The organism is Ruegeria sp. CG3, assembly GCF_056537205.1.
On the sequence record NZ_JBQFRC010000003.1, the window covers coordinates 40,715 to 57,648 of the forward strand.

Consider the following 16,934-nt stretch of genomic DNA (forward strand, 5'->3'; position numbering starts at 1 on the left):
CCCCGCCTCCCCCTCCTCCACGTTTGAAATCACAAATTGTGATTCCAAACGGGTGCCATGACGAACGCCAAGAACCTGCCCTCCACGCATGAGGTCCGAAGCGCCATTCACCGGGTGCGTGGCACCCGCGTGGTGCTGGCCGAGGATCTGGCCCGGTTCTACGGAAAATCCGTCAGCGCCTTCAATCAGGCCGTCTCGCGCAACAAGGACCTGTTCGAGGGCTACCGCTTTCAGCTGACCGACGACGAAGTGGCCGATTTGATATCACGGAATGTGATTTCAAAGCCCAAAGGCCGCGGCGGGCGGCGGGTCAACCCGTGGGTCTATACCGATTACGGCGTGGCCATCGCCTCGACCCTGTTCAAGGACCCGCGCGCGATCAAGATTACCCGGATGATCACCGAGGCCTTCGTCGACGGCGCCAACGCCCTGGCTGAAACCCCGCGCAGCGCGCCCGAGATCCTGCCGCCAGAAGGCACTCCCGCCCCGCTGCTGCCCAATGGCGAGCAGTTGCGGGCGCTGGCCGAAAACATCCTCGATTCCGGGCAGCAGAGCCTGGTCGATTACATCGCCAACCCCACCACCAAGCGCCAGCAGGCGGTGGCGGTGATCATGAAGACGCTGGCCGAAACCGCAGGCGAAGAGGTGCGCACCCAGCACGAGCGTCTACGCCTGCGCATCGCCGAACGGTTGGCCGCGGGCGACTATGCCGATGACGATGACCGCAAGCGGCTGATCGAACTGCTGCAGGCGATGAAGGGCTAAAGCCCCAGCTCGGCCCGCATCTTTTTCGTCAGCTTGGCCACGACCATCTCGTAGGACGTCACGATGTGGTCGCGCAGGGACGCGTCGCTCATCCCGCGTTCGTCATAAACCTGCAGCCATTTCATGCCGCGCGAGGCCAGATAGGGCGCGGGCCGGATGCCGGGCTGATCCTGCAGCACCTCATAGGCCAGGTCGGTGGCCTTGAAGGTAAAGGCGTCCTTGCCGTCGTTCCAGCCGCAGATCGCGAACACCTTGCCGCCCACTTTCCATACATCCGCATTGCCCCACTGCACGACGTGGCTTGTGGCCTTGAGAGATGCGCAAAAGGCGTTGAATTCGTCTCGGGTCATGACGCCGATCCTGACCGGCCGGCAAGGATTTCGCAAGCAAGCATGACCTGTCGGGCCTAACCGAACAGGTCTTGCAGAACGTCGCCGATCTGAACCGTCGCCGCGCTGGACCAGTCTGGCCGATAGGACGGTTTTCGCACCTGATACTCGGTTCCGGTGCCGGTGCCCGACCATACGCCATCGAAGAACAGAGCGCGCTCCTTGCGCCGCCGGGGGCGTATTTCAGGCGGCCGCCGCCAATACATGATCGCGCGTCGAGCGCCGGCCACATCCCCGGCCTTCCATCTGCGCACCCAAACGGCCCGGTCTATGGCCCCGGTGTTGTAGTGAAAGGACAAGGCCGCGCCCAACTGCGCCTCGGTCAGGGCGTGCCCGGAAAAGGCCGTTTCCACCGCAGGCAGATAGTTGGTGCGGATAGCCCACTCATACACTTCAAAGCAGCGCCGCAAGGTCTGGGGGTTGTCCAGATAGCGCGGCCAGACCGTGTGGCCCGAGGCCGACGTGATCCCCACGCTCCAGGTCCAGACATCAACGGAATCCAGATAGGCCTCGCGCACGATCGCTTCGTGCGCGATAAGCTCGGCTGCAATACGCGGCGTGATCTTGTAAGGCATCAGGCCATCCCCGAGTGGCGGCCAATATCACCCCTTGTCCCAATGGGCGATGACATCATAGCCCATCGGCGTCGGAGCTCCTTCAAGATACTCGGCAAACTGGCCCCACAACTCGGCAACCTTGGGGGCGTTTGCGTTTGATGTCGCCTCGCTTTCGACGACCGAGATCACATAGCCGCTGCCATCCTCGTTCATCACATTCGTAAAGCAGTGCATACCGGGCATGCCCATGATCTGATCCTTAAGATCGTTCATTCGGGCCGTGGCGGCCTCACGGGTGCCGGGCTTCATCTTGAACTGGGTAACGCGTGCAAACATGGTTGTCCTCCCTCGCATGGGGTCCAGACCCCGAACCGCGGCAAACTGCCAGCGGACGGTATGATCCTACCACGTCCTGCCCAAATCACGCAGGGACACAGGCAACGCGGTCATCTGCGAGAAAAGGTTCAACCATGAAGATAGGCGTCTTCAAGGACCGTCAGGGGCGGACAAATTTGGCGTTTCCGACAGCCCGGGGTTTGGGCGCCGCGCTTTGCGTGGACGCAGGTGCCTGGACCGGCACAGCCGACCGCGTCGCGGCCCGGACACTGGACTCGCATGCGATCCCGTCGCCGTCAGGGTCGTTGCGTTTGTGGTACCCAAGCTGTCCCTCGCGCATCGGTCCAAGACCAACGGAGCGAGCCGCATCGCAACCAGCCAGCGCCACAAGGTGCATCACGGCTTCGGTCCGCTCCAGATCCGAGGTCCGGAGATATACGCCCAGCGCGATCATCCCCGTCGTCAGCGGCAGGGCCAGCACCATCAGCAGAATGCGCAGCGGGGACAGCGCATGTCGGCGCAGGGCATCAGCCTTGCTCTGTCGACGTGCCAAGCGCGGATCTTGCGCGGGTTCGTTGTAAACGGTTGTCTTCAGCTTCATAAGCTTGGCGATACACCAACTATGTGGCAAAGCCGAGGCATCGGAATGACGCAATCCAGCGAGGGCGCCACGTGAACACACGAAACCCATTTCAACCGGTCGACGAGGCTGCGCGGGAACTGGCCCTTGATCTTATCGCACAGGCCCGCTTTGCCGCCCTGGCCGTGGTACATCCAGACAACGGACTGCCGTCGATCAGCCGCATCGCACTGGCCACCGACAGTGCTGGATGGCCGCTGACCCTGATCTCGGATCTGGCGGAGCACTCACGCGCGGTGGAGGCAAATCCGGCCTGCGCGTTGTTGATCGGCGAACCCGCTGACAAAGGTGATCCACTGACCCATCCCAGATTGACCCTGCACTGCACGGCGCGCCCGATCCCACGGGCGACCGAGGAGCATACCGCGCTTCGGGCACGCTACTTGTCACAGCGTCCGAAGGCCGGACTATATGTCGACTTCGCGGATTTCCGTTTTGTGCGTTTTGAGATTGTCGATGGGCTTCTCAATGGCGGGTTCGGCAAAGCGTGGAAGATGACACGCGAAGACCTTTGCCCGCCATCAGATCAGCGAACGACGTGAACTGCGCAACTGGCGTGACGCACCACATGTGTCGCGGTCGAGCCGAGCAACAGATCCTGCATCCCCGGTCGGTGCGAAGCCATGATGATCAGGTCAGGTTTGTTGGTTTCCGCCCAATCCAGGATTGTGCGCCCCGAATGGCCCTCGACCACAACGCCTTTGGCGTTCGGCAGCTTGGCAGCCAGAATGTTCAATTCATCCTGGATCGCGCGCCGCGCCTCGGTCAGGTATTCGGCCGGCATGTAAGAGATTGCGTAGTCCGGAATATGCTCGACAACATGCAACAGGGTCACTTTGGCATCTGGCGTCGCCAACAGCTTGGCCAGCTTCAGCGGCCCCGACGTGTCACGCTCGGCATCGAAGGAAATCGGGACAAGAATATTGTGATACATGGCTGGCGCCTCCTTGAGTTTCGCGTTCAGTTAGCAGTAGCCAAAGTCTTCTGACCTTGATTCAGGTCAGGATCAGTCAAATGTTTCGGCCACGTCGTACATCACCGGCTCGAAGCTTTTGCACAATTCGTTGATCTTGCGGTTCCGCTCGCGCATTTCAGGCGTTCGCAGCATGGCCAGAAAGTCTTCCCGCCGCTCCCACTGCGAATAGTTCGCGATGCGGGTCTGGGCATCGTTGACATGCAGTCCGGCCGCGACAAAACCGGGCTGCTTGGAAATGAAGTTCGCATAGGCGTCGGTCAACGCTTCCAGCAGGTCCTGGCAGGTTCCGGGGGTCATTTCGAAAGTGGTGATAACGGTCTGAACACTGGCGTCTTTTGATATCTTCGGCATCGGTCATCTCCCTTGTCTGACCCAAGCCTAGCACAGGTTTTTCAAACGTCCTGCCTTTCGTTGAGCTGGCGCGAAAAAGTTTCCGAAAAATGAACCGAGCGCTAACCCTCCGTTAACCAAGGTTGATGATCCTGCGCCAATGCCCCGCCTGATCGCCTTCCTGTGTGCAAGCCTTGTGTTTTCAACTCCGGCCTTGGCCGGGGCATGGCTACGTGAAGAAGGCGCCTCGTTCACATCGTTGGCCCTGACGGCGTTTTCCGAGCCCGGGAAGGGCATCCGCTTCAAGTCCTCGCTCTATGGAGAATGGGGAATGCGCCCAAATCTGACGCTGGGTTTGGACGCGGAAGAGCATCAGGACCTCTACGGTCACGCCGTGGTTTTTGCGCGCCTACCGGTTGCCGAATTTTCCAACGGTGGGCGTCTGGCGGCCGAGTTGGGTGTCGGCGCGCATCACCGTGAAACCCGCGCATGGGCGATGTACAAAGCAACCCTGTCTTGGGGTAAAGGATTTCAGGCCCGATATGGCAGTGGCTGGATGGCGGCTGATGCCGCGCTGGAATACCGAAGCCATGACGCTTTGATCCGCAAACTGGACCTGACAATGGGTTTGTCGTCGCACCGTCGGGTCAATCCCCTGCTCCAGATCGAAACGTCCTATGTACCTGGCCGCCCGCTCTATTGGAGCGCGCGACCCTCGGCGATGTTTCGATCCGAAAGCGGCCCCAACACCTGGATAATCGGGGTCGAGCGCAACGCCGCCCGGGACAGGCCAGGCCTGAGATTCGCGCTGTGGCGCGAGTTCTGAATGCTGCGCGCCGGCCGCCCCAAAAGCGACCGGCCGACACAGATCAGACCTCGATCCGCATGATCACCGAAACTTCACCGCTCAAGGCCTCGGACCAACGCAACTTGATCTGGTCCTGGTTCGTCCCCTGCTGCAACTGAACATAATGGGCCGAATAGCGCAGAGTTCCAAAGGCGGTTCTCAGCCCGTCCAGCACGACGACGCTGTCACAGCTGCGGGCCTGCCCACCAAAGGGGAATGCACCATCCGAGTCCACCGTCCAGGCAGAGGCCGCCGTATTCTGTTCGTGTCGGACCCGCAGCGGGTTCGCGGTCTTGAGTGTCACGTTGTGATAAGTGTTGTCTGCGAATGTGACATTCACATGCCGATCAGGATTCAGATCGGCAAAAGTTGTATCAACCTTGTCCACGCGGTCGATTGACCCGTTCGCCGTTCGGAACTTGTTGCCCGTAACCGTCATTCCGTTCAGGAAATGCCCGACGCCATGCGGGCGCACGACGATATAGGCGAACCACGGGGCAACGTCACTTGAATAGAAGATGTTGTCGGTGATGCTCATGGCGCTGAAGGAATAGCCCGAGGTGTAGTCGGGTTCGGCATCGCGCTCATTGCTCCACTCGATGAAACAATTGTCGACATAATTGTCGGCGATCGAAGAGCTGTTGTAGGCCCCGATCATCACCAAACCCGCATTGCGTACACCGTTCGACACACTGTCACCCTGAAAGAAATGGTTGCCCAGAACCAGGTTGTTGTCTCCGCCCAGAACCGCGAAGTGGTGGAAACGAACGGCGCGGTTGTGGCGCAGCTTGACGTCGTTGGCATTGGCATTGATGGCAATCGAACTGCGGTCGGGCACGTCCAGAGACTCCTCACTGGACAGGAACTGGCAACCGTCGATCAACATGCCCTGGCACCCCACCCCGATTGAAGTGATGCCGCGATCCAACGGACGGCTGACAAAGCAGTTCTTCAAAACGAACGTGTTCCCGCCCGGCGACAGGCGGATCGCGCTGCAGCGCCCGTTGCATTGAAACTCGATATCTTCCATCGCGAATTTCTGGAGCGCACTGAAGCCCGAGAAATCCAACAGGTACTTGAAATCAACGAACGTGAAGCTCTGCGTGCCAGCCGCATCATAGATGGGTGCGTTCAAGGTGATCTCACCGGCACCTTCATCCTTGGACCGAACATAGATCTCACGTCCAGCGCCGCTGCCCTGAACCAACGACCCGACCGGGATATTGGCCACGTTGGCCACACCAGACAACTTGTAAGGATCCGCCGGATCGTATGTTGCGACAGAGGTAAAGGTCTCGGTGTCCCATGCGGCGCTGCTCTTGACGTCGAACTGCCCGTTGCGGATCACGCGGCGAGTGGAGTAGCTGCTGCGATTGGGTACGGCGGCCTGCATGTCGATCGGCTCGGACACCGAGATCTTGCGGCCGCCCAGGTCCAGCGAGTCATGATCCGAGTTGTTCAGCAGCGCCTGAAACGCCTTTTTGAAGGCCAGGGCTTCATCGCCGAAGGCGGAGATGTAGGTCGGCAGATCGAAATTCTTGGTCAGAAGAAGCATCTTGTCATCAGGCATCGTGACCGTGCCCTCAAAGTCGACCTCCGCGTCCAGCCCAACATCCTGTGCCAGGTGGTAGGTTCCCTGCGGCACATAGATGCGGCGACCTCCGGCGGCTTGGTCTGCCGCCTCGAACGCGGCCGAGTCGTCGGTCACACCATCTCCCAACGCGCCATAGTCCCGCACGTCCACAAGGCTGATCATGTCGCGCAAGAAGACCCCGGTGACATCGGTAATTTCGATATCATCGATCCGAACCAGCGCGCCGTTTGCCCCCTCGATATCGAGGCCGAAATGCCCGTATAGCGCCGAAATGCCCCAAGGCATGTCCACGCCCGGCCGCTGTCCAATCCCTACGATGGCGGTGACCTCGTGCACCACGCCATAGCCCGACAGCTGGATGGTCGGGCCCTGTTCGGTCAGTCCGGAAAGGTGCACGTCGCCGGCCCCTCCGGCCCATCCAGCGATCCGGACCTGCGGCAATGGCCCGCTGATCGCTTTGACCCGCGCCTTGATCTGCAAATAGCAGCCCGGCAGAAGCGGCGTCTGCCCCATGTACCGCAGTTGCTGCGTGGCATTGACCTTCAGTATCTCAAGACAACCGCCAAACTCCGCATCTGCAGGCACGAACACTCCCGTTCCCGATCCGTCATAGGTCGGTGAGCCCGGAGTGCCGTCGCCGCTGGACCACACATCCAGACCATTCGCGAATTGCGGCGGCGTGAAAACGATGCCGTCGGTGATTGCCTTGTTCATTGAATACCCTTTCCCAAACGCGCCCACTCTTCAGGCTATGGCGCATGCCAAATTCCGGATCCGGAAGCCGCCCGGACACGCTGGTCTGAGTATCGAAAAGGGATTAACCGTCGCTGATATCATCGTGACGGTGGGTGTTGCGTCAGGCGGATGGGTCGGAGTTGCCAAGCAGTTGCACCCCGTTGATCTTCCAGCCGTTTTCCAGCTGGACCATCTGATAGTCCAGGATGTGGACCCGGCCGTTCGCATCCACCACCATCACTTTCTGCCACCAGAACCCTGAGATCTGCCGCAATTCCAGAAATCGGATCTCAGCCGGGCGCCAGACCATTGGATAGCCGTTGCGCACCATTGCGCCAAAATTCTCGGGCGTACGGAACATTGTCTGGATATTGGGGCTGGCGAAGGTGAAGGCCGTGGCGAAGTCATCGGCCTTGAAGGCTTCAATCTGTGCCGCGATATTGGCTTCGATGTCGCCACTTTGGGCAACTGCGGCTGTTGCCAGACCGGCGCTCAGGGAAACTGCAAGCAAAAGTCGACGCATGGGGCCACCTCCTGCCGGAAAGGTAGCCCCATGCGGTATGTGGTCAAATCAGGCCAAGTCTCCGGCCAGGGCATTGTCGATCAGTGCAATCGTTTCGGGGACGCCATAAAGGGCGATGAACCCGCCGAACCGAGGGCCTTGGCTGGCGCCCAACAACACCTCGTAAAGGGCTGTGAACCAGCCGCGCATCGGGTCAAAGCGCTCGCGGCCGATGGAATAGACCACCGATTGCAAAGCTTCGTCCTCGACCGGACCGTCATAGGCTTCAAGCGCCGACTTCAGGGCCTCAAGCGCCTCGCGTTCTTGCTCCGTCGGCGCCCGATGCTTGCGGGTCGGTTTCACGAAGTCGTTGAAGTAGCGCACTGCAAAACCGGCGGCTTTGTCGAGGTCCGGGTGGCTTTCGGCCGTGGCTTCGGGCGCATAGCGGCGGATGAAGCCCCACAGAGTCTCCTTGTCCTCGGCACCTGAAACCGACGCCAAGTTCAACAGCATTGCAAAGGGAACGATCAACGTCGATTCCGGCACGTCACCGCCGTGAATGTGCCAGACCGGGTTGTTCAATTGAGCCTTCAGATCCTGCCCGGGGTAGGCACGCAACTGCTGATGGTATTCATCATACGCCTTAGGGATGACGTCAAAATGCATCCGCTTTGCCGTCTTCGGCTTTTGATACATGAAATAGGCCAGACTCTCGGTCGGCGCATAGGTCAGCCACTCGTCGATCGACACTCCGTTTCCGGACGACTTCGAGATTTTCTGCCCGTTTTCATCGAGGAACAGCTCATACGAGAAATGCTCGGGGGCACGGCCGCCCAGCGCCCGGCAGATCGCGTCATAGATCTTTTCGTTGGTCGCATGTTCCTTGCCATACATCTCGAAGTCGACGCCCAACGCCGCCCAGCGCGCCCCGAAATCCGGCTTCCACTGCAACTTCACATTGCCGCCGATCACGGGCAGCGTCCACTCCTTGCCATCTTCATCATCGAAGGTGACGGTGTAGGTCTCGGCGCACACCTTTTTCATCGGCACATAAAGGACCCGACCCGTTTCCGGATGGATCGGCAGGAAGATCGAATAGGTCTGCTGACGCTCCTCGCGCAGGCTTTTCAGCATGATGGCCATGATGTCGTCATATCGTTCGACTGCACGCTTCAGGATTTCGTCGAACTGACCCGAACGATAAAAGTCGCGCGCCGAATAGAACTCGTATTCGAACCCGAACGTATCCAGAAAACGACGCAGCATGGCGTTGTTGTGTTCACCAAAGCTGGGATACTCGCCGAACGGGTCAGGAACCGAAGTCAGCGGCTGCTGCAGATAGGCTTCAAGGGCCTCAGGGTTCGGCACGTTGCTGGGAACCTTGCGCATCCCGTCCAGATCATCCGAAAAGCAGATCAGCTTGGTGGGAATGTCCGACAGGGCCTCGAAGGCGCGCTTGACCATCGTGGTCCGTGCCACCTCACCGAAAGTGCCGATATGCGGCAGGCCCGACGGGCCATATCCCGTTTCGAACAGAACGAAGCCCTTCTCCGGTGGAGACTTCTGATAGCGTTTGAGCAACCGGCGCGCCTCTTCGAAAGGCCAGGCCTTTGACGTCATGGCGGTTTCACGCAGTTCAGACATTTCGTTCGTTCTCCATCGGGAAATCAGCGACGGTCGCTCAATGCGACCGACCGGCATCTCCTATTGTGCAGATGCAGCGTGAGTCAATGACCGCAGGCGAGAAACGCCGCCCCTGCTACGATTTCAGACGGTTGCTCGTGACCAGGAACACGGCAAAATCTGATCAGGGCACAAGCAGACATCGGTATGTATTGGAAAACAAGATATTGAACCCTTTGCCACACCTCAATAACGTGCGGCACGATACCAATCGCAGGACGTTCCCATGACCCAACCCGTTTCCCACCCGATGTCGCCGCAGGATTGCCTTGTGGCGATCATGGTGGCCGTCTCAGCCTCGGACGAGAACATCCGCACCGTCGAACTGGTCAAGATCGAGACAGCCGTGAATATGCTGCCTGTGTTTGCCGACTACGATATCGACCGTATGCGCCGGGTTTCGCAGATCGTGTTTGATCTGTTCGAGCAGGAAGATGGTCTGGACGCACTGTTTGGTCTGATCCGGGACAACCTGCCTGAGCGGTTGAACGAAACGGCCTATGCTCTGGCCTGCGATGTCGCCGCCGCCGACGGCTCGCTGGCCGAAACCGAACTGCGGCTGCTGGAAGAGATCCGGTATGAGTTGGAGATCGATCGGCTGCACGCCGCAGCGATCGAGCGCGGCGCACGGGCGCGTCACACCGTCTGATCGGTTTCAGCTGCCATAAAGCGCGCCCCAGCGCTCGATGAGGGCCTGCTGCAGTTTGCGAGACCTGCGATTCCAGCTGCGCGCGCCTTCAGGGCGTTCGCGGCTTTCACGCGCGATGGTCGCCCGATGCGGAAGATCGGCAGTGAATATCGCAAAGGCCAACTCGGATCCTTCGGCGGTGGTCAGATACCCGCCCAAGCCAGATACAAAGTTCAGGGTTCCGGTCTTGGCGTCGACCTTGATCGGGTGCCCTTGGATCCGCTGGCCTTTGGCGTCGGTCAGGGTAAACGGCTTCAACAGATGTCGCAGCGTTTCATGTTGCTGAGCGGCCACCAGAACTTTGACCAGGCCAGACGGCACCATTCGCGAAGCATCGCCCAATCCGGAATGATCCACCATAGCAATACCGGACGCGCCATAGGTCTGAGCCGACCAGCGATTCATCTCATCCGCGGACTCTGCCAGTGTTTGCGGCCGCCTACCCCGCGCGACGGTCGCAGCCAGCCCCACCATCTCGGCCGTGAGGTTGGTCGAATATTTCAGCATCCCTTTCACTATGCTGGTCAGTTCATCGCTCTGATGCGTGACCAGAACGGTGCCGCTGGGGGCCTCGCGTGTGACTTGAACCCGCCCCAGGACGATGCCGTTCACCCGGGCCAGAGTGCGGAACACATCCCCGGCATACAAACCCGGTTTGCGCACGGGCAACCACCTGGCGCCGCCGCTGCCCAGCGCGCCCTTGGCAACTGTCCAGCGGTCCTGCCGCGCGCTGGGTTGATAGCTGTAGACCGGAAGGTTGCGATTTTCGATCCGCATCGCGGCCATGTCCACCGACGGCGTATAACTGGCACTGCGTGCGTCCATGGTCACGTCATAGCTGGACCCTTGGCGTTTCCACTCGAAATGCACGCGGTTGAAGTTCAGGGAAATTCCACTGATCGCAGGGCTATAGCCCACATGATCAGGCTGACCGGGGTCTATGCTGAATACATAGGGCAATGCGCCGCTGTACACTTTGAACGCCCCCCGAACCTCGGTCAGTCCGGCCTTGCGCAGGTTGGCGGCCATCATGGCCAGAGCATCGGTATCCAATACCGGATCGGCGCCTCCGACCAGTATCAGATCACCCTTGAGGATCCCGTTTTCAATCGGACCATCTGCGATCAGCTTTGTTTCGAACCGATGGTCCGGCCCCAGAACGTCCAGCGCGTAAAGCGCGGTCAGGGCTTTGGCGACGCTGGCCGGCGGCAAGCCGCGGGCCCCGCCGAATTCCTCCAGTTGCGCGCCGGTTTTTACGTCGGCCACAGCGAAGACCACTTCGCCGTTCAATCGCGCCGCCTGAATGATGCGTTCGGCACCGCTCAACTCGGCGCCACGGGCAACAGGCCGCAATGAGACAGTTGGCGCCCCGGCAAGACCCGCGGTGGGGATCAGAAGCGAACCGGCGCCGGCCAGAAAGAAACGTCTCGAAATACGATCAGTCATGGGTCAAATAAAATCCCAGAGATCACAGGCAAACAACCATGCACCTGAATTATGTGCCCATCGGGGCTGTTCAGGCAACACCTGTCAGGTCCAGCCGCCTTTGGAACGTATCTGAGTCGAGCTGACATCGACCATCGGCACGTTCACGAAACACCAGGCCGGCGCATCGGCCCGCCCCAAAAGATGCCGCGCCGTTCCGTCAATCCGGTATTTGCCATAGACACGCGCCGCCGGTGACATGCGCGCCGAAATCCGATCTCCGGGGCGCGCCACCACGCCTACAGGAACGGTGTCCATGATCAACCGCCAGTCCTTCCATTTGTGAAACTGGGCCAGGTTGTCAGCCCCCATCAGCCAAACGAACCGAACCTGCGGATAGAGCCGCCGCAGTGCAGCAAGTGTGTCAGCCGTGGCGCGGGTGCCGGTCAGATCCTCAATGTCAGTCACCTCAACCTTGGGATGCTGCATGATGGACCGTGCGGCCTCAACTCGCTGATCGATCGGAGCCGGGCCGCGAGACTTCAGCGGGTTCCCCGGCGACACCAACCACCAGACCCGATCCAAACCAAAAGCCTTCATCGCCTCCAGTGTAACGTGCACATGCCCCTGATGCGGCGGATCGAACGATCCCCCGAACAGTCCCACGACCTGACCGGGCCGCGCATATGGTATCGCGCTTCGCAACATCCCCTGCTGTAGTCCAGAACTCACCGGCCTTGTCAATCAACAGGTTGCACAGCATCGCCCAAACCGACCGCCCCCGATCGCACCACTTCGGCACACCAGCCGCCATGCCCGCGCACTGCGGAGTACCCCCCGTTGCCCAACGCCTCTTCCATCCTGCTGCAAGGCGCGCAGATAACCGTGATCCGCAAAATGGCGGTGCCGACCTGAACCTCGCGCCCTTTGAGAGCGCCCAGATTGATGCGGGAAACCACCAGATTGCGCCGCAGCACGTCCGGTGTGACTGGACCTTGTCCCAAATAGCTGCCGATCGCGGCAAGATGCTCGTGCTGAATCAGGGTCACCGCACGTTTCCCCGGGCGACTCCGATCGCCCTCAACCCCGTCTTCCCGGATCATCGCCTGACCCAGCGCCATCATGTCCAATCGTCGCCCCGGTCTGACGCCGATCCATTCGATCCGTCCGGCCTTGGCCCAACCCGATACCAATTGCGCAAGTTCCGGCATTCCCAGCATCCCTCCCAGTCCGGTCCGGCCGGCGCATAAGGCCAGCCAGAATTTCGCCAACGCACCAGCTTGCCCCGCCCGTCCCGCTTGGCTATCAAGCGGGTCAACCTGAATTCTCCGACCCAGAGGACGCGACATGGCCGCCTATCAATATGTCTACCACATGCAGGGTGTCTCGAAGACCTATCCCGGTGGCAAGAAGTGCTTTGAAAACATTCACCTGAGCTTTCTGCCCGGCGTAAAGATCGGTGTCGTCGGCGTGAACGGCGCCGGTAAGTCGACCCTGATGAAGATCATGGCCGGCCTCGACACCGATTTCACCGGCGAGGCGTGGGCCGCCGAGGGCGCAAAGGTCGGCTATCTGCCACAGGAACCTCAGTTGGACGAATCCCTGACCGTCCGTGAAAACGTCATGCTGGGCGTGGCCGAGAAAAAGGCCAAGGTCGACCGTTTCAACGAGATCGCGATGGAGATTGCCGAGAACTACTCGGACGAGTTGATGGAAGAGATGACCGCCCTGCAGGACGCGATCGACGCGGAAAACCTGTGGGACCTCGACAGTCAGATCGACGTGTCGATGGAGGCACTGCGCTGCCCGCCGGACGATGCCAACATCGCCAACCTCTCGGGCGGCGAGAAACGCCGCGTGGCACTGTGCAAGCTGCTGCTGGAAGCGCCCGACATGCTGCTCTTGGACGAACCGACCAACCACCTGGACGCCGAGACTATCGCCTGGCTGCAACAGCACCTGATCGACTACAAGGGCACCATCCTGATCGTCACGCACGACCGCTACTTCCTGGATGACATCACCGGCTGGATTCTCGAGCTGGACCGCGGACGTGGCATCCCGTACGAGGGCAACTATTCCTCGTGGCTGGAGCAGAAAGCCAAGCGGCTTGAGCAGGAAGCCCGCGAGGACAAATCCAAGCAGAAGACCCTGCAACGCGAACTGGAATGGATGCGTCAGGGTCAAAAGGCCCGTCAGGCCAAATCCAAGGCCCGGATCAACGCCTACAACGAGTTGGCGGAACAGTCCGAGCGCGAAAAGCTGACCCGCGCCCAGATCGTCATCCCCAACGGCCCACGCCTGGGCAGCAAGGTGATCGACGTCAACGGGCTGGCCAAGCATATGGGCGACAAGCAACTGATCGAGAACCTGTCCTTCAGCCTGCCGCCGGGCGGCATCGTCGGTGTCATCGGCCCCAACGGCGCCGGTAAATCGACCCTGTTCAAAATGCTCACCGGCCAGGAAAAGCCTGATGCCGGCACCATCGAATACGGCGACACGGTACAACTGTCCTATGTCGATCAGTCGCGCGACGACCTCAACGACAACGACACCGTGTGGGAGGCGATCACTGGCGGTGCCGAAATCATCCAACTGGGTGACGCGCAGGTCAATTCCCGCGCCTATTGCTCGTCCTTCAACTTCAAGGGCGGCGACCAGCAGAAAAAGGTCTCGCTGCTGTCAGGAGGTGAGCGCAACCGCGTCCACATGGCCCGCCTGCTGAAAGAGGGTGGCAACGTCCTGCTGCTGGACGAACCGACCAACGACCTAGACGTGGAAACCCTGCGCGCGTTGGAAGACGCGCTGGTCGATTTCGCAGGCTGCGCCGTGGTCATCTCGCACGACCGTTTCTTCCTCGACCGGATCTGTACGCACATCCTGGCCTTTGAAGGTGATGCGCATGTCGAATGGTTCGAGGGCAACTTCGAAGACTACGAAGAAGACAAGAAGCGCCGCCTGGGACCGGACGCGCTGGAGCCCAAGCGGCTGAAGCACAAGAAATTTGCGCGATAACACTCCTGACACATCTCCGGATGGATAGTGTGGGCAGAAATCAGCCCATACTATCAACGGGATGATGGACAGTTGGAGAACGGTATGGCGGAAGCGCTACTGTTGCTTGGTTTCTTTATGCTCGCAAGCATTTCGGCGTGGGTGTCTTCGCTGATCTTGGCGTCTGTGTTTCCATTCTTCAACTTCAAGAAAGAGTATACCGAGTATCTATTGAGGGTAAGCGGCGCACCGCCCACCCGTCTTCGTCTGCTTCTGACGGTTTACGGGGCTAACAGCTATTTCTTTAAGATAGATTGGGGGCACGACTCACCTGCACCGGGTGCAATCAAAACCACTCCAAATCGCAACCTTTTTCGCATGCTCCTCCTGGCATTTGCGACCTTGATTTTGCCGTGTTCCTTTGGGTCGCTGCATTCGCGATTTTCAACATCATCTCGGCACACATTTAGAAAACGACATCCCGGCATCTGGGTGATTGCTTGTGCCGATGCAGGCTTTCGGGCGTCCGAATGCCATTGAATGGAGTCGACTATCAGACAGGTGACCGATCCTCTTTCTTAGTTGTGCCGCTGCTGGCCTCGCGCCCGTTCGGCCCGCGTAGGGCGCGATAATCTGACAACAAAAAAGCCCGAGGCAGGTTCGAATTCACTTCGGCGGATTTACGTTCAAAACGCCCGTTGATCCCTGAAAGCGCAGCACATTCTGCCCAACCAGCCCTTGCCACATGGCGTTCTCAGTGCCATATGCAAAGAGCTTACGTTTTTCTACTTCGACCTACTGTCTCCGTTTTCGGCGTTCAGTCTATCGATCCAGACAACGACGCCGGGCTGCCGCAATTCCGTGGGCAGCACTAAAAACAGGAGATACGGATATGCCCGCAGGCACCGTAAAATGGTTCAACACCACCAAAGGCTACGGCTTCATCGCACCCGAAGAGGGCGGCAAAGACGTGTTCGTGCACATTTCGTCCGTCGAGCGTTCGGGCCTGACCGGCCTGGCCGACAACCAGAAAGTCACCTACGAACTGCGTTCGGGTCGTGACGGTCGCGAAAGCGCCGACAACATCGAACTGGCCTAATTCAGGTCTCTGGGGGCGACGGATGACCGTCGCCCCCTTTTTTTGCGCGGTTTCTGATCGCGCTTTCCAGCCCCAGTGGGGCAGGAAAACAACATCACTTTCCGGTGAAACCCGCGCGGGAATTGACCGGATCGGCTATTCTGAACAGACTGTTACCCTGTTTTCATTGTTGATTAGCCGAGTATTGCCATGTTCTCACGCCGCAATTTTCTGATCTCCGCTGCTGCTCTCAGCGCCGCGCCAGGCACGGCCCACGCGAAGAAGAAGCCGGTCGAGTACGACCCGACTCCGCAAATCGTTCGGATCAAGAAGCAGTTTTTGCCCGGGCAATTGTTGGTCGCGCCACGTTCGTTCTACCTGTATTTCGTGACCGAGCCCCGCAAAGCCATCCGTTATGGCTGTGGCGTCGGTAAGGCCGGGCTGGAATTTACCGGCACTGCGACGATCGACGTGAAAAAGGAATGGCCCACCTGGCGCCCGACCGAAGAGATGATCGAGCGGGACCCCGTTGCCTATGCCAAATTCAAGGACAATGACTATGTCCAGCCCGGTGGCGGAGACAACCCGCTGGGCGCCCGTGCCCTGTATCTGTTTCAGAATGGCGTCGACACGTATTTCCGCATCCATGGAACGACCCAGCCGCAGACCATCGGACGAGCCGTGTCGAACGGGTGCATCAGAATGCTGAATAAGCACGTGATCGACCTGTACAACCGCGTCCCGATCGGAACGGTCGTCACCGTCGTCTAAGGCAGCGGTCAAGGCCCCGACCAATCCACCCCTTCGGCTTTTTCAATCTTCAGTCTTCCGTTTGGCCACGGGACACAAAGGCTTGCCGCTTGCCTGTCCGATCCGTTCAGCCAGGTCCGGACGTCTTCGGGCCGCAACAGGACACCCATGCGGTGGTGGATCGGCCGCAGATCATCGTTCGGCTCGCAGGTCACAGCAGCGAACTGATCGACATGCTGACCACCGGGCGCGATCCATCTGTCCGTAATCGCGGCAAACAACAAAGGGGTTCCGTCGGCGGATTCAATCCGCCACGCGGTTTTGCGGCGCTTTTCGCCGGTCCACTCGTACCAGCCATCAACCGGAACAACCGCGCGACCGACACCTAGAAAAGCAGATTTGTCAAAAACCGTTTCCGACCGCGCATTGATGATCGTTTCCATGACCGGTCGCCCCCGGGCATTGACGCGCCCTACGGGGATCATGCCCCACCGCATGGGCCCGACGCCTTCAGCAGTCAGAACGATCACTTCCTGACCGGGTTGTATGTTCTGGCGCGGCTGTTCATCCGGCCAAGCAGTTTCTCGACCCAGGAATTCGGAAATCTGGGAAAACGGCCGCGTCAGAAAGAACCGCCCGGGCACG

22 protein-coding genes are annotated in these 16,934 nt (G+C 59.7%); 9 read left to right on the plus strand and 13 right to left on the minus strand.

All coding sequences use genetic code 11. The features are described from left to right. Positions 1–57: 57 nt before the first annotated feature. A complete protein-coding gene (locus tag ACR0NB_RS13465) occupies positions 58–765 on the plus strand; it encodes an ORF6N domain-containing protein (RefSeq protein WP_480775943.1) in 708 nt (235 codons plus the stop codon). Here ACR0NB_RS13465 and ACR0NB_RS13470 read toward each other — a convergent pair. The 4 genes from ACR0NB_RS13470 to ACR0NB_RS13485 form a co-directional block, all read right to left on the minus strand. Beyond that, positions 762–1,115 (minus strand): MmcQ/YjbR family DNA-binding protein, encoded by a 354-nt coding sequence (locus ACR0NB_RS13470; RefSeq protein WP_170342062.1) that lies wholly within the window; start codon positions 1,113–1,115, stop codon positions 762–764. The two genes, ACR0NB_RS13465 and ACR0NB_RS13470, sit on opposite strands and share 4 nt — an antisense overlap. 56 nt (positions 1,116–1,171) lie before the next feature. After that, positions 1,172–1,729: a lysozyme gene (locus ACR0NB_RS13475; protein WP_170440330.1), complete on the minus strand. Its 558-nt coding sequence runs from the start codon at positions 1,727–1,729 to the stop codon at positions 1,172–1,174. 27 nt (positions 1,730–1,756) lie between these two features. Beyond that, entirely contained in the window at positions 1,757–2,047 is a 291-nt protein-coding gene (locus ACR0NB_RS13480; RefSeq protein ID WP_093963396.1) for a hypothetical protein, read from the minus strand. A 160-nt stretch (positions 2,048–2,207) separates the two neighbouring features. Continuing rightward, positions 2,208–2,600 carry an excalibur calcium-binding domain-containing protein gene (locus ACR0NB_RS13485; protein ID WP_480775944.1) on the minus strand — a complete coding sequence of 131 codons (393 nt, stop codon included), beginning with the start codon at positions 2,598–2,600 and terminating at the stop codon, positions 2,208–2,210. A 119-nt stretch (positions 2,601–2,719) separates the two neighbouring features. On the opposite strand from ACR0NB_RS13485, the gene ACR0NB_RS13490 reads away from it, so the two are divergent. Then, positions 2,720–3,229 carry a HugZ family pyridoxamine 5'-phosphate oxidase gene (locus tag ACR0NB_RS13490; RefSeq protein WP_480775945.1) on the plus strand — a complete coding sequence of 170 codons (510 nt, stop codon included), beginning with the start codon at positions 2,720–2,722 and terminating at the stop codon, positions 3,227–3,229. On the opposite strand, the gene ACR0NB_RS13495 is transcribed toward ACR0NB_RS13490, so the two are convergent. Then, positions 3,214–3,621, minus strand: a complete 408-nt coding sequence (locus ACR0NB_RS13495) for a universal stress protein (RefSeq protein ID WP_093963399.1) — start codon at positions 3,619–3,621, stop codon at positions 3,214–3,216. The two genes, ACR0NB_RS13490 and ACR0NB_RS13495, sit on opposite strands and share 16 nt — an antisense overlap. Positions 3,622–3,693: 72 nt before the next feature. After that, entirely contained in the window at positions 3,694–4,014 is a 321-nt protein-coding gene (locus ACR0NB_RS13500) for an antibiotic biosynthesis monooxygenase family protein (protein WP_093963400.1), read from the minus strand. A 139-nt stretch (positions 4,015–4,153) separates the two neighbouring features. On the opposite strand from ACR0NB_RS13500, the gene ACR0NB_RS13505 reads away from it, so the two are divergent. Further along, a complete protein-coding gene (locus tag ACR0NB_RS13505) occupies positions 4,154–4,819 on the plus strand; it encodes a hypothetical protein (RefSeq protein WP_480775946.1) in 666 nt (221 codons plus the stop codon). Between the two features lie 43 nt (positions 4,820–4,862). On the opposite strand, the gene ACR0NB_RS13510 is transcribed toward ACR0NB_RS13505, so the two are convergent. The 3 genes from ACR0NB_RS13510 to ACR0NB_RS13520 all read right to left on the minus strand — a co-directional run bounded on the left by ACR0NB_RS13510 (position 4,863) and on the right by ACR0NB_RS13520 (position 9,315). After that, positions 4,863–7,148, minus strand: coding sequence for a glycosyl hydrolase family 28-related protein (locus ACR0NB_RS13510; protein WP_480775947.1), 2,286 nt, complete (start codon positions 7,146–7,148; stop codon positions 4,863–4,865). 142 nt (positions 7,149–7,290) lie between these two features. Further along, positions 7,291–7,692, minus strand: coding sequence for a DUF4864 domain-containing protein (locus ACR0NB_RS13515; RefSeq protein WP_170343260.1), 402 nt, complete (start codon positions 7,690–7,692; stop codon positions 7,291–7,293). Positions 7,693–7,740: 48 nt separating this feature from the next. Continuing rightward, the gene (locus tag ACR0NB_RS13520) at positions 7,741–9,315 is read right to left on the minus strand and encodes a lysine--tRNA ligase (protein WP_480775948.1); all 1,575 of its coding nucleotides are present in this window, start codon (positions 9,313–9,315) and stop codon (positions 7,741–7,743) included. A 265-nt stretch (positions 9,316–9,580) separates the two neighbouring features. Between ACR0NB_RS13520 and ACR0NB_RS13525 the strand changes: the two genes are divergently transcribed. Further along, positions 9,581–10,003 (plus strand): tellurite resistance TerB family protein, encoded by a 423-nt coding sequence (locus ACR0NB_RS13525; protein ID WP_093963405.1) that lies wholly within the window; start codon positions 9,581–9,583, stop codon positions 10,001–10,003. A gap of 6 nt (positions 10,004–10,009) precedes the next feature. Here the strand turns inward: ACR0NB_RS13525 and dacB are convergent, their stop codons facing one another. The 3 genes from dacB to ACR0NB_RS13540 all read right to left on the minus strand — a co-directional run bounded on the left by dacB (position 10,010) and on the right by ACR0NB_RS13540 (position 12,678). Then, a complete protein-coding gene (gene dacB / locus ACR0NB_RS13530) occupies positions 10,010–11,488 on the minus strand; it encodes a D-alanyl-D-alanine carboxypeptidase/D-alanyl-D-alanine endopeptidase (protein WP_480775949.1) in 1,479 nt (492 codons plus the stop codon). A gap of 84 nt (positions 11,489–11,572) precedes the next feature. Next, positions 11,573–12,175: a nicotinate-nucleotide adenylyltransferase gene (locus tag ACR0NB_RS13535; protein ID WP_480776161.1), complete on the minus strand. Its 603-nt coding sequence runs from the start codon at positions 12,173–12,175 to the stop codon at positions 11,573–11,575. Positions 12,176–12,207: 32 nt separating this feature from the next. After that, entirely contained in the window at positions 12,208–12,678 is a 471-nt protein-coding gene (locus ACR0NB_RS13540) for an MOSC domain-containing protein (protein ID WP_480775950.1), read from the minus strand. A gap of 136 nt (positions 12,679–12,814) precedes the next feature. Here ACR0NB_RS13540 and ettA point away from each other — a divergent pair, with 136 nt between their 5' ends. The 5 genes from ettA (at position 12,815) to ACR0NB_RS13565 (ending at position 16,310) form a co-directional block, all read left to right on the plus strand. Next, positions 12,815–14,482, plus strand: coding sequence for an energy-dependent translational throttle protein EttA (gene ettA / locus ACR0NB_RS13545; protein WP_170391952.1), 1,668 nt, complete (start codon positions 12,815–12,817; stop codon positions 14,480–14,482). Between the two features lie 84 nt (positions 14,483–14,566). Further along, complete coding sequence (locus tag ACR0NB_RS13550; RefSeq protein ID WP_480775951.1) at positions 14,567–15,001, plus strand: hypothetical protein; 435 nt, start codon at positions 14,567–14,569, stop codon at positions 14,999–15,001. Between the two features lie 352 nt (positions 15,002–15,353). Next, on the plus strand, positions 15,354–15,560 hold the full coding sequence (locus tag ACR0NB_RS13555) for a cold-shock protein (protein ID WP_170360243.1): 207 nt from the start codon (positions 15,354–15,356) through the stop codon (positions 15,558–15,560). A 22-nt stretch (positions 15,561–15,582) separates the two neighbouring features. Beyond that, positions 15,583–15,774 carry a hypothetical protein gene (locus ACR0NB_RS13560; protein WP_480775952.1) on the plus strand — a complete coding sequence of 64 codons (192 nt, stop codon included), beginning with the start codon at positions 15,583–15,585 and terminating at the stop codon, positions 15,772–15,774. After that, positions 15,750–16,310 carry a L,D-transpeptidase gene (locus ACR0NB_RS13565; RefSeq protein ID WP_480775953.1) on the plus strand — a complete coding sequence of 187 codons (561 nt, stop codon included), beginning with the start codon at positions 15,750–15,752 and terminating at the stop codon, positions 16,308–16,310. Before ACR0NB_RS13560 ends, ACR0NB_RS13565 begins: the two co-directional genes overlap by 25 nt. Before the next feature lie 8 nt (positions 16,311–16,318). On the opposite strand, the gene ACR0NB_RS13570 is transcribed toward ACR0NB_RS13565, so the two are convergent. Then, the gene (locus tag ACR0NB_RS13570) at positions 16,319–16,933 is read right to left on the minus strand and encodes an SOS response-associated peptidase (RefSeq protein WP_170448395.1); all 615 of its coding nucleotides are present in this window, start codon (positions 16,931–16,933) and stop codon (positions 16,319–16,321) included. Position 16,934: the final 1 nt, after the last annotated feature.

Coding starts and splice junctions, on each gene's coding strand:
- ACR0NB_RS13565 (WP_480775953.1), top strand. CDS start 15,750: ATGTTCTCACGCCGCAATTTTCTGATCTCCGCTGCTGCTCTCAGCGCC.
- ACR0NB_RS13465 (WP_480775943.1), top strand. CDS start 58: ATGACGAACGCCAAGAACCTGCCCTCCACGCATGAGGTCCGAAGCGCC.
- ACR0NB_RS13505 (WP_480775946.1), top strand. CDS start 4,154: ATGCCCCGCCTGATCGCCTTCCTGTGTGCAAGCCTTGTGTTTTCAACT.
- ACR0NB_RS13480 (WP_093963396.1), bottom strand. CDS start 2,047: ATGTTTGCACGCGTTACCCAGTTCAAGATGAAGCCCGGCACCCGTGAG.
- ACR0NB_RS13560 (WP_480775952.1), top strand. CDS start 15,583: ATGACCGTCGCCCCCTTTTTTTGCGCGGTTTCTGATCGCGCTTTCCAG.
- ACR0NB_RS13495 (WP_093963399.1), bottom strand. CDS start 3,621: ATGTATCACAATATTCTTGTCCCGATTTCCTTCGATGCCGAGCGTGAC.
- ettA (WP_170391952.1), top strand. CDS start 12,815: ATGGCCGCCTATCAATATGTCTACCACATGCAGGGTGTCTCGAAGACC.
- ACR0NB_RS13500 (WP_093963400.1), bottom strand. CDS start 4,014: ATGCCGAAGATATCAAAAGACGCCAGTGTTCAGACCGTTATCACCACT.
- ACR0NB_RS13535 (WP_480776161.1), bottom strand. CDS start 12,175: ATGTTGCGAAGCGCGATACCATATGCGCGGCCCGGTCAGGTCGTGGGA.
- ACR0NB_RS13540 (WP_480775950.1), bottom strand. CDS start 12,678: ATGCCGGAACTTGCGCAATTGGTATCGGGTTGGGCCAAGGCCGGACGG.
- ACR0NB_RS13510 (WP_480775947.1), bottom strand. CDS start 7,148: ATGAACAAGGCAATCACCGACGGCATCGTTTTCACGCCGCCGCAATTC.
- ACR0NB_RS13520 (WP_480775948.1), bottom strand. CDS start 9,315: ATGTCTGAACTGCGTGAAACCGCCATGACGTCAAAGGCCTGGCCTTTC.
- dacB (WP_480775949.1), bottom strand. CDS start 11,488: ATGACTGATCGTATTTCGAGACGTTTCTTTCTGGCCGGCGCCGGTTCG.
- ACR0NB_RS13550 (WP_480775951.1), top strand. CDS start 14,567: ATGGCGGAAGCGCTACTGTTGCTTGGTTTCTTTATGCTCGCAAGCATT.
- ACR0NB_RS13525 (WP_093963405.1), top strand. CDS start 9,581: ATGACCCAACCCGTTTCCCACCCGATGTCGCCGCAGGATTGCCTTGTG.
- ACR0NB_RS13515 (WP_170343260.1), bottom strand. CDS start 7,692: ATGCGTCGACTTTTGCTTGCAGTTTCCCTGAGCGCCGGTCTGGCAACA.
- ACR0NB_RS13475 (WP_170440330.1), bottom strand. CDS start 1,729: ATGCCTTACAAGATCACGCCGCGTATTGCAGCCGAGCTTATCGCGCAC.
- ACR0NB_RS13555 (WP_170360243.1), top strand. CDS start 15,354: ATGCCCGCAGGCACCGTAAAATGGTTCAACACCACCAAAGGCTACGGC.
- ACR0NB_RS13470 (WP_170342062.1), bottom strand. CDS start 1,115: ATGACCCGAGACGAATTCAACGCCTTTTGCGCATCTCTCAAGGCCACA.